Raw genomic sequence first — 9949 nt, 5'->3', positions numbered from 1 at the left:
TCATTACGACGAACTTGAGCTTCTCGGAATGGAGCAATGTATTTGGTGATGCTAAGTTGACGACTGCACTGCTGGATCGACTGACTCATCATTGCCATATCATCGAAACGGGTAATGAATCCTATCGTTTTAAGCAAAGCACGGAGGAAGCCAAGCAGCGTATAAAGAAACGAGAAGCAGAGAAAGGAGAGTTATTTTAACCGTCGATCAGTGAAGAAAAAGCAACAGCAATTGATCGATTTATCCACAGCAGTGTAGTACGCTACATTGCTTAAATGCCTGGTCAATATTCAACGAGCATCGCTGGTCAATATTAAGTGAGCGTCAACAATCTTGGGCATTTCGGGGTATCTCTGGTGGCACAAACAGGTTTGCAGTTTGACCTTTCCACATCTCAGGGAAAGCTCATGGCTTCTGTGATGTCTGCATTAGCAGAGTTTGAGGGAGATTTACTACGTGAACGTGTGCGCTCTGGTGTAGCAGCGGCACAAGCGCGTGGCGTTGTGTTTGGTCGTCGTCCTGGTCAACGTACCAAGTCAGATCGTCTGGCACCTAAAGTGTTGGAGTTGGTGTCTGCTGGACACTCTTATCGACAAGTCGGTCGGCTGGTCAATCTAAGCAAAAATACCGTGTTGGATATCGTTAAAAGAAGTCGGAGTGAAAATCCTTAGCGTGCTATATTTTCCGTTTCCTGAGACGACCCCTAACTGAAGACATTGACGGTGGATGGGCTGCAATGGGAATTAAAACCTCTACAGAGTTCACAGCGGGTTGCAAGCGTTGGGTTGAGTTGAGGTTATCGGATTGGAAGTGGAGGGCTGCCATATGATTGCCATCTCTGACATAGCGTTTTAAGGTATTTTTCTAGGGCGTATTGATGTTTCAACGTATTAACAATCATACGAACAACCTCATTCTCTCAGGTCATTTTCTTCTTGCCGATGGGTGATTTTTCGCCGATAAGCACTTGGTGATACACCAAACCAGCGTTTAAACGCGCGCCGAAAATTAGCAGAGTCGTGGTAATTCAGTAAGCTGGCAATTGCCTCGACCGATATTTGAGGGTCATGTAAATAACTACTGGCTTTCTCAGATAAAATCCGATCTCGAATCAGCCGGTAACTCGTGTTCTCTTTGACCAGACGTCTGGCCAGCGTACGCTTATTCATAAACAAGGCTGCAGCCAGATCCTCTTCACTCAGTTGCCCGAGCGGATAGGACAGCATGGCTTTTTGCACTTGGTAGGTGGTGCTGTGTTGTTGGGTCTTGAGCCGGTTGAGGATCATTTCGCATTGTTGCATCGCCAGCAGATAGCTATCGTGCTGCGCGGATGCATTGGCAATCAAGCACAACTCGGTCGGCACTCGGATCGACAGTTGTGGCTGATCAAACTGATAGGTACCGGCAAGATAATCCGCGTAACAGGCATGATGATCGGGGGCGGGATGGCTAAACTGAATCACCGCCTCGGTCAGCGGTCGTCCAACAATAAATTCGGCACATTCCGAAAAAATCACTGCAACGGTTTCGGACAGTAGCCGATGTACTGCGCTATTCAGGGTTTGCTCAAAAAAAATCATGCAGCTCGTCCACGCAGCATCGGTATGTGCTTCAAGTCGCATCAAACTTATACGCGTCGGCAAAAATGTCTGAAACGCATGTAACACGGCTAGCAAGTTCGGGCTACTATTAATTAAAAAGCCCATCGCACCATGCGTTGAGGGAGTTAGGCGCTGACCCAAGCGCAAACCGAACTGTTCAGATGTTGATAGATCTATGCTGTTTTGCAGGATCTGAGCTTGTTGGCTGGCCGTGATCATGGTGTCATCACGCATCAGTTGCTCAGTGGTCAGCGCAGTGAATTTTAATAATTTCGGCAGATCGCGCGCTTGTAAGTCCAGTTCTCGACCGATCAAACGGGTATAGCTACACGGAATGATCGCGGGTTCTTTGCCTGAGTGAGTCTGATACATGGAATATGCTTTATTGGCTGACGAGGTAATATTGTCTTTTTATGACCTCTATTTGTCAAATAATAACCTCTACAGAACCGCAGAGAGTGCGTAATCTTGAGCTTGAACAGTGAAATTAAGCCAAATCGGAGTCGTAGCCATGAGCCAAATTACATTTATTGCCCACGATGGTGCACAAACCAGCGTTGCAATCGAAGCGGGTAAGTCACTAATGCAGTTGGCGGTTGAAAACGGTGTTGCCGGAATTGATGGGGATTGCGGTGGCGAATGCGCCTGTGGTACCTGCCACGTGATTGTCAGTGCTGAGTGGTCGGATGTTGCGGGTACGGCACAAGCGAATGAGCAGCAGATGTTGGAAATGACCCCAGAGCGTGCTGCCACCTCACGTTTGGCGTGTTGTATCCAAGTGACCGATGCAATGGATGGCATGACGGTACATCTGCCTGAGTTTCAGATGTAACACGTCAGCTGTAACCCAGCGGATCAACCGCCTTAACAAACACACCTCGTCAACGATGCTCAGTCAGGAGACCATCATGAACTCAGTCGCAGAAATTTTTGAGAAAATAACCCAAACTGTCACCAGCACCGCTGCAGACGTAGCAACCACGGTTACGGATAAAGTCAAGTCTAATGAGCAGTTTCAAACGGGCAAGCAGTTTTTGCATGGTCAAGTGACCCGTTTTGTCCCATTGCACACGCAGGTTCGCGGCATTCAGTGGATGCAAAAAGCCAAATTCCGTGTGTTTAACGTGCAAGAATTTCCTGCATTTATCGAGCAACCGATTCCAGAAGTTGCAACACTGGCACTTGCTGAGATTGATGTTAGCAACCCATTTTTATACAAGCAAAAAAAATGGCAGTCTTACTTTAAGCGGCTGCGTGATGAAGCACCGGTACATTATCAAGCCAACAGTCCGTTTGGGGCATTTTGGTCGGTCACGCGTTACGATGATATTGTCTATGTCGATAAAAATCATGAGATTTTTTCAGCTGAACCTGTGATCGCGATTGGCAACACCCCTCCTGGGTTAGATGCTGAAATGTTTATTGCAATGGACCCACCCAAGCACGATGTGCAGCGGCAGGCCGTACAGGATGTAGTCGCACCAAAAAATCTCAAAGAGCTAGAGGGTTTGATTCGGCTACGCGTGCAAGAGGTTTTGGATCAGTTGCCAACGGATCAGCCGTTTGATTGGGTGCAGAATGTTTCGATTGAGCTGACAGCCCGTATGTTGGCAACATTATTTGATTTCCCATACGAAAAGCGGCACAAATTGGTTGAATGGTCAGACTTGATGGCTGGCACTGCGGAGGCCACAGGTGGGACAGTGACAAATTTGGATGAGATTTTTGATGCAGCAGTCGATGCAGCAAAGCATTTTGCGGAGTTATGGCATAGAAAAGCCGCACAAAAATCTGCAGGCGCTGAAATGGGCTATGATTTGATCAGCTTGATGCAGTCAAACGAAGCGACTAAAGACCTGATTTATCGGCCGATGGAGTTTATGGGCAATTTGGTCTTGCTAATTGTCGGCGGCAACGATACCACACGCAACTCGATGACGGGTGGGGTATACGCACTTAACCTGTTTCCAAATGAGTTCGTCAAACTCAAAAACAATCCGAGCTTGATCCCGAACATGGTATCCGAAATTATTCGCTGGCAAACCCCGCTGGCCTATATGCGTCGGATTGCCAAGCAAGATGTAGAGCTTAACGGTCAGACCATCAAAAAAGGCGACAAGGTGGTGATGTGGTACGTTTCTGGCAACCGCGATGAGCGAGTGATTGAGCGACCTGATGAATTGATCATTGATCGTAAAGGTGCACGCAATCATTTGTCATTTGGCTTTGGTGTGCATCGCTGTATGGGCAATCGCTTGGCCGAGATGCAGTTGCGGATTCTGTGGGAGGAGTTATTGCTTCGCTTCGACAATATTGAGGTATTGGGTGAGCCAGAGTTGGTGCAGTCTAACTTTGTGCGCGGCTATGCCAAGATGATGGTCAAACTGACTGCCAAAGCGTAGGTATCAAAATAGGCGACAGAGGCATTTTGCAACTGTCGTCGGCAACAATTGATGCTGTGCATCAACCATGAACTGAGTGAATTCATATGCAAACAATCGTCATCATTGGCGCAAGTCATGCTGCGGCGCAGTTGGCGGCAAGTCTGCGGCCAGATGGCTGGCAGGGCGAGATTGTGGTGATCGGCGATGAGCCGTATTTGCCGTATCATCGACCGCCGTTGTCCAAGACCTTTTTATGCGGTGCACAACTGGTCGATGAGTTATTGATTCGGCCAGCCGCTTTTTATCAAAAAAATCAGATCGAATTTCGGCACGGGCGGGTGGTTGCGATTGATCGGGCAGCGCGCAGCGTGACACTACAAGATGGCAGTACGCTTGCGTATGACCAGTTGGCGCTGTGTACCGGTGCACGAGTCAGGACGGTGTCGCTGGCTGGGTCTGATTTGGCAGGTGTGCATTATCTTAGAAATATCAGCGATGTACAGGCTATCCAGCCATTTGTACAACCCAACGGCAAAGCAGTGGTGATCGGTGGTGGCTATATCGGTCTTGAAACAGCCGCCGCATTGACCGAGCAGGGCATGCAGGTGGTGGTCTTGGAAGCCGCCGAGCGGATTTTGCAGCGGGTAACTGCACCGGAAGTGTCGGACTTTTATACGCGGATTCATCGCGAACAGGGTGTGACGATTCATACCGGTGTGTCGGTCACGGCGATCACGGGTGAGGGGCGGGCGCAAGCGGTGCTGTGTGCCGATGGTTCGATGTTCGATGCAGATCTGGTGATCATCGGGGTCGGGGTTGTACCGAATATCGAGTTGGCGCTGGACGCGGGCTTGCAGGTGGACAATGGTATTGTGATTGATGAGTATTGCCGTACCAGTGCGCCAGAGATTGTGGCCATCGGGGATTGTGCCAATGCGTTTAATCCGATTTATCAGCGGCGGATGCGCTTGGAGTCGGTACCAAACGCCAATGAACAGGCCAAAATTGCCTCGGCGACCTTGTGTGGCTTACAGCGGACCTCGAAGAGTTTGCCTTGGTTTTGGTCAGATCAGTATGATCTAAAGTTGCAGATTGCGGGACTCAGTCAGGGGTATGATCAGATCGTGATTCGGGGTGATGTGCAGCAAAGGCGTAGCTTTGCAGCGTTTTATTTGCAGGCGGGTCGCCTGATTGCGGCGGATTGTGTGAATCGTCCGCAGGAGTTTATGCTAAGCAAAAAGCTGATCACGGCTGGTACGGCGGTCGATCCACTGCGGTTGGCGGATGAGTCGATTGCGGTACAGGCGTTGATGGGGTAGCTTAAAACTACATCAGGCTAGATTTGCATTACGCTGATTCAGATGTTAATCAGAATGGCATCGATAGATACCTGTGAGAGCAAGTCAGGTGCAGCTTTGGCTTTGTGTAATTCACCACCCGTGATCGCAAACACGATGGGTAATCCATACCCATCTACGGCAAGATGGATCTTACTTGTCTTGCTACCTCGACTTAAGCCAATCGCCTCCTGATCGTGAGTTGCAGCACGTGCATTATGTTGATGTGCCTTGACGTAATTGCTATCCATAACCCCTACTCTATATCAGAGTCAGTAGATAAAACCCTGAGTATGCTTTGGAAAAAACCTTTTGCTGACCAGTCGTTGTATCTTTTGTAGAGATTAGGCTGCTGACCAAACTCAGTCAGGAGGTAGGTCTAGCCATGGACATTTCACCCACATTCTGTAGAGCATGGCTTCTACGGTGAGCCGTAAATTTGGTTTGTGATCAATGTCCTGTTGCTTGAGCATAGGAGAAATCTTTGCTCAATGTTGGTCGTTCAGCATAAAGCGTGGCATGGTGGACTCGGATGGGGAGAGCTTTAATTCTCTGAGTCTGCCTCCAATTTGCAATCAATATTTTCAAACGTCAACACACTCTAATGTAAAAAAACTAACATTAAAAAAACACCTCTGCCAAAAGGTCTGGTAGCTATATTCGATGTCAAAGATGATCTGGCTCACCTGCTGCGTTGTTAACTCATTCTATCAAATTTTGAGGACAGGCTTGACATTTGGTCAATCGACCAATATATATTCAAAATATGCATTTGGTCATTTGACCAATACCCGTTGAATTCTTGTGTGATATTTGCTGTGCCTGACCAAGGTGAAAAATATTGCTCAAGGTCAAATGTGATAGCAGGTTTACAGACATTCGATGCCTTTACAAGGAAACTCTCGCCATGACTCATATGATCAATATCCAGCCACGTAAGCCGCGGTTTGATTTAAGTGATGTTCCAGTTTTTTGGAACGACGGTGACCCGGTGTTAACACGCTTCTTTGATGCACTTTCTATTCACTTCCCCGATGGAGAGCGTTTTTTTATTCAGTCGGTGCGTAACTATCAGGATCTGGTCACAGATCCTAAACTGAGAGAAGATATCAAAAACTTTTTTCGCCAAGAAGCGCAACATGGCATTGTGCATGACCAGTATAATGCGGTGATGCAGTCGCAAGGCATTCATGTCGAAAAGGTCATCGCAAGATTCAAATTATTTATTCGGCTCTCCCAAAAACACCTGCCCGCCAAGTATCTGTTGGCCATGACAGCTGCCTTTGAACATATTACTGCTGTACTAGGCGAGGGTGCTATGGAGGGTGAGGGTGAGATGTTCAAGAATGCTCATCCCGCAATGCGTGCCATGTTCATGTGGCATGGGGTAGAAGAAGTCGAACACAAAACAGTAGCCTTTGATGTTTACGAAACAGCGGCAGGTGGGGGGTATTTCACCCGCGCATCTGCTTTGATTATCGGAACGCTACTGGTACATGCGGTGGTTGGCTCAGTTCTTTGGCATATGTTGAAAATTGACAAACTACAAGGTCAGCCATTGGTGCTTGCTAAGGGATTTTATCGCCTCTATGGACCACGTGGCCTGATTACCAGACTTATTCCACGCTATCTGGACTGGTTTAAGCCAGGTTTCCATCCTAGCGACACCGAAATCCCAGAAAAGGTTAATTCTTGGCTGGCTGAATATGATAAGCATCAAGACCCTATGGAAGCGTCACGAATTGTTTTTAATGTCCCCATTGCAAAAGCTGTATAGATCAGGAGAGACCGTGAAAGACTCGACTCGACTTGACCAAGTCGAGTAACCTGTCTTATTGATATAATGTTATGAGTCAAACTATGTTGAGTAGTGAATCTACGCGAGTCGAAGTTGCTGACCGCGAGAGAGTATTAGCCGCTTCTGCCAAGCTGTTTCGAGAAAAGGGTTTTGAGCGTACCAGTGTGCGAGAAATTGCCAGTGCTTGTGGTATTCTTCCAGGCAGTCTGCATTACCGCTATCGTAGTAAAGACGATATTTTGGTTGATATGATGCGGCTTGCTATTGAGAGAACTATTTACAGGATTGTTGAGGCGACTTCCGCGATTCAAGATCCACTCAAAAAAATGCAATCGGCACTGCAGACACATGTCGATATCCTTATGTCGGGTGACGATATGGTTTATGTGTTGTTGTTTGAGTGGCGCTCGGTACATGGAGTCGCACGTGAGCAGATTATTGCTGAGAGAGACAGATACGAGCGATATTGGCAGACAATTCTTGATGATCTGCAGTCTTATGGTTGTATCCGAAACGATGTGGATGCAGATCTGTTAAGACTGATTGGGCTAGGAGCAATAAACTGGGCTGCCACTTGGTATAAAGAAAATGGTAAGTACAATCTTGAACAGATCGCGGATGCGATATGGCAGATGATGACAAGAGGCATCCTTAATCCAGATTTTCACGAAGAGGCAAAAAACCTGTGACCAACTATAAGACTCCATCCCGTATCACGCACGCCATCGGGAGGCATTGTGGCAGCTCCGCAATTCGTGATTTGCTCGAGTTTAATGGGCTGAATATTTCCGAGGCCATGTGCTTTGGATTAGGCTCAGGGCTTGGCGTGACCTATTTGGAAATGGCTGACGCCCCTGTGCCATTTTTAGTGCATGTGCGGTCTTTGGGGTTTGAAGCGCGCGTATTTGAAAGTATCGGTATACCCTTTGAGTGGCAAACCTTCGAGTCACCCGAATCGGCAGCCACCGCGCTGGAGAAATGTTTGGATGCGGGTCACCCCACCCTGTTGCTGACGGATATTTTTTATTTACCTTACTTCAACAGCAGCACGCACTTTCCCGGTCACGCCATAGCCGCTTGGTCGAGAAATCCAGAGACAGGTGCGGTATTTGTCACCGATACCGAGCGTCCGAGTGTTTTGTCGGTGACGCGAGAGGCACTGACCCGCGCACGTTTTTCTACACAGCCCCCATTTATTCACTATGGCAATATGTTCACGCCCACCGCGTTTCAAGGCGAAATTACCCCCGAGATGATTACCGGTGTCATCCATGACAACGCCAAGTCATTAGCTGTGAGTGGCATATCGGCACTGGAAACATGGCTGGCCGAACTGAGTCGTTGGGGAGCCACAGGCGATTGGCACTGGACGACCCGATTTGCCTACCAAATTATTGAAAAGCGTGGCACAGGTGGCGGCGGCTTCCGCAAAATGTACGCTGAATTCCTTGATGAAGCGGTTCACTATGACGCAAGTGTACAGCAATATCGACTGCCCCTGTTAATGAGGGCTTGCGAAAAAGCATGGACGGCATTAGCCATGTGTTTGAAGTCTGCCTCGGAAAGCACAAACTTTCCATATGCCGCCATTGAAGAGGCCATTGTGGCGGTGATGCAGGCCGAACGTAATTATACAGATGCCGCCCTTGCACTTTGAGACGTGCCGCTAATTTTTTCGCAATAAAATCAGCCAGCAATGGCGGGAGTTCAAAAATGGACAGTAATAACACGGCACACCTGACCATGGCTAAGGCGTTTTTTGGTACTAATCACCCTTTATTCAATATGTTCAATATTAGTGTTGGTGCAGTGAGCGATGGTCATGCCGAGATGACGATGCCCTTCTCTGAGCAACTCTCTGACCGTAAAGGCTCACTGCATCGAGGGGCTTTGGTGACGCTGCTGGATACGACTTGCGGCTTATCTATTTTTTCGTCATTGCGGTCGTTAGAGCCGATTGCCACTATTGATTTGCGTGTCGATTTTTTGCGACGTATTCCCTCTGCGGTAGGTTTAAAGGCGATAGTGGATTGCATTGGTAGAACCGATACGGTGGCCTTTATCACGGGCCGAGCGGTTGCAGAAGACAGTGGTGAGCTACTGGCTACTGTCACTGGTTCTTTCGCAATCGGCACGATGGGACCCTCTTTTGACAGCAATGAAGCGCGAGGCGAGTGATATGAGTATAGTAAATCAGATGAGCGCGGAAACACCCCCACTAAAATTGTGTGACGAGCCTTTTGTCGATTTTCTAGGTTTTCGTGAGGAAATGCAACATGGAGAAATACAGTACTTTATGGACTTTCGTGATTCGCATATCGGCAACCCGATGATTGGCACGTTTCATGGCGGCATTCTCGCGAGTTTTGGTGAAGTGGCCGCCGCCGCCTATCTTGCCCGTCAGCGTGGTGATAATGAGCTGCCCTTATGCTCCACGATGACCTTTGATTACCTGCGGCCAGCATTTATAGGTACGTTACAGGCAGTCCCCAGTATTGTTCGTGCGGGTCGGCGCATTACGACAGTATCGGTTCAGTTACTACTTGATGGCAAGTTGGTTTGTATCGGTCGATTCCTGTTTACGGTTAGCAGCAAATAAAATTGGAGCAAGCTCAGTTCAGGATGCCGACCCTGTTTTACTCAGAAAAATTTTCAATAGATAGACAAATAATATCAAATAGCTGGAACTACTACTGATACCGATACAGCGTTGGCGCAGAAATCCCAAACTCCTTCGCCAATGCTCGCTTGGTTTTGTAGTCGCCAGATTCAAGACGTTGATGCAGCAGAGCCACTTGTTCAGGAGTCAGTGACGGCTTACGGCCCTTG

13 protein-coding genes are annotated in these 9949 nt (G+C 48.1%); 10 read left to right on the top strand and 3 right to left on the bottom strand.

The genetic code is table 11. From position 1 onward, the window contains the following. Both CL42_RS16835 and CL42_RS14605 read left to right on the top strand, forming a co-directional pair. Window positions 1-200: ATP-binding protein (locus CL42_RS16835; RefSeq protein WP_045505274.1), on the top strand; the 200-nt coding region annotated here is incomplete at its 5' end. A gap of 117 nt (window positions 201-317) precedes the next feature. Further along, a complete protein-coding gene (locus CL42_RS14605) occupies window positions 318-671 on the top strand; it encodes a recombinase family protein (RefSeq protein WP_009516421.1) in 354 nt (117 codons plus the stop codon). Window positions 672-911: 240 nt separating this feature from the next. Here the strand turns inward: CL42_RS14605 and CL42_RS14600 are convergent, their stop codons facing one another. Continuing rightward, complete coding sequence (locus CL42_RS14600; protein WP_035270176.1) at window positions 912-1973, bottom strand: AraC family transcriptional regulator; 1062 nt, start codon at window positions 1971-1973, stop codon at window positions 912-914. Between the two features lie 139 nt (window positions 1974-2112). On the opposite strand from CL42_RS14600, the gene CL42_RS14595 reads away from it, so the two are divergent. From CL42_RS14595 to CL42_RS14585, 3 genes are all read left to right on the top strand, one after another. Beyond that, on the top strand, window positions 2113-2433 hold the full coding sequence (locus CL42_RS14595) for a 2Fe-2S iron-sulfur cluster-binding protein (RefSeq protein WP_000078398.1): 321 nt from the start codon (window positions 2113-2115) through the stop codon (window positions 2431-2433). A 76-nt stretch (window positions 2434-2509) separates the two neighbouring features. Then, window positions 2510-4003 carry a cytochrome P450 gene (locus CL42_RS14590; RefSeq protein ID WP_035270174.1) on the top strand — a complete coding sequence of 498 codons (1494 nt, stop codon included), beginning with the start codon at window positions 2510-2512 and terminating at the stop codon, window positions 4001-4003. A gap of 86 nt (window positions 4004-4089) precedes the next feature. Then, window positions 4090-5304: an NAD(P)/FAD-dependent oxidoreductase gene (locus CL42_RS14585; RefSeq protein WP_001193555.1), complete on the top strand. Its 1215-nt coding sequence runs from the start codon at window positions 4090-4092 to the stop codon at window positions 5302-5304. A 38-nt stretch (window positions 5305-5342) separates the two neighbouring features. On the opposite strand, the gene CL42_RS14580 is transcribed toward CL42_RS14585, so the two are convergent. Further along, on the bottom strand, window positions 5343-5573 hold the full coding sequence (locus tag CL42_RS14580; protein WP_004656998.1) for an IS5 family transposase: 231 nt from the start codon (window positions 5571-5573) through the stop codon (window positions 5343-5345). A gap of 656 nt (window positions 5574-6229) precedes the next feature. Between CL42_RS14580 and CL42_RS14570 the strand changes: the two genes are divergently transcribed. The 5 genes from CL42_RS14570 to CL42_RS14550 all read left to right on the top strand — a co-directional run bounded on the left by CL42_RS14570 (window position 6230) and on the right by CL42_RS14550 (window position 9719). Continuing rightward, window positions 6230-7099, top strand: a complete 870-nt coding sequence (locus tag CL42_RS14570) for a metal-dependent hydrolase (protein WP_000149466.1) — start codon at window positions 6230-6232, stop codon at window positions 7097-7099. Window positions 7100-7182: 83 nt separating this feature from the next. Then, window positions 7183-7809, top strand: a complete 627-nt coding sequence (locus tag CL42_RS14565) for a TetR/AcrR family transcriptional regulator (RefSeq protein ID WP_000952904.1) — start codon at window positions 7183-7185, stop codon at window positions 7807-7809. Beyond that, window positions 7806-8777 (top strand): BtrH N-terminal domain-containing protein, encoded by a 972-nt coding sequence (locus tag CL42_RS14560; RefSeq protein ID WP_000186299.1) that lies wholly within the window; start codon window positions 7806-7808, stop codon window positions 8775-8777. Before CL42_RS14565 ends, CL42_RS14560 begins: the two co-directional genes overlap by 4 nt. A 56-nt stretch (window positions 8778-8833) precedes the next feature. Further along, a complete protein-coding gene (locus tag CL42_RS14555; RefSeq protein WP_000378064.1) occupies window positions 8834-9298 on the top strand; it encodes a PaaI family thioesterase in 465 nt (154 codons plus the stop codon). Between the two features lies 1 nt (window position 9299). Then, a complete protein-coding gene (locus CL42_RS14550) occupies window positions 9300-9719 on the top strand; it encodes a PaaI family thioesterase (protein WP_000029507.1) in 420 nt (139 codons plus the stop codon). Between the two features lie 91 nt (window positions 9720-9810). Here CL42_RS14550 and CL42_RS17765 read toward each other — a convergent pair. Further along, window positions 9811-9949: helix-turn-helix domain-containing protein (locus tag CL42_RS17765; RefSeq protein WP_135897992.1), on the bottom strand; the 139-nt coding region annotated here is incomplete at its 5' end.

The organism is Acinetobacter sp. Ver3 (assembly GCF_000632455.1).
Taxonomy (GTDB): Bacteria; Pseudomonadota; Gammaproteobacteria; order Pseudomonadales; family Moraxellaceae; genus Acinetobacter.
The sequence above is the reverse complement of the archived record's forward strand: the minus strand, read 5'-3'. Positions and strand labels throughout refer to the sequence as shown.

What these genes read in the sequence shown, in the direction of transcription:
- CL42_RS14600 (WP_035270176.1), bottom strand. Translation starts at nt 1,973, where the DNA reads ATGTATCAGACTCACTCAGGCAAAGAACCCGCGATCATTCCGTGTAGC.
- CL42_RS14555 (WP_000378064.1), top strand. Translation starts at nt 8,834, where the DNA reads ATGGACAGTAATAACACGGCACACCTGACCATGGCTAAGGCGTTTTTT.
- CL42_RS14590 (WP_035270174.1), top strand. Translation starts at nt 2,510, where the DNA reads ATGAACTCAGTCGCAGAAATTTTTGAGAAAATAACCCAAACTGTCACC.
- CL42_RS14585 (WP_001193555.1), top strand. Translation starts at nt 4,090, where the DNA reads ATGCAAACAATCGTCATCATTGGCGCAAGTCATGCTGCGGCGCAGTTG.
- CL42_RS14565 (WP_000952904.1), top strand. Translation starts at nt 7,183, where the DNA reads ATGTTGAGTAGTGAATCTACGCGAGTCGAAGTTGCTGACCGCGAGAGA.
- CL42_RS14570 (WP_000149466.1), top strand. Translation starts at nt 6,230, where the DNA reads ATGACTCATATGATCAATATCCAGCCACGTAAGCCGCGGTTTGATTTA.
- CL42_RS14580 (WP_004656998.1), bottom strand. Translation starts at nt 5,573, where the DNA reads ATGGATAGCAATTACGTCAAGGCACATCAACATAATGCACGTGCTGCA.
- CL42_RS14595 (WP_000078398.1), top strand. Translation starts at nt 2,113, where the DNA reads ATGAGCCAAATTACATTTATTGCCCACGATGGTGCACAAACCAGCGTT.
- CL42_RS14550 (WP_000029507.1), top strand. Translation starts at nt 9,300, where the DNA reads ATGAGTATAGTAAATCAGATGAGCGCGGAAACACCCCCACTAAAATTG.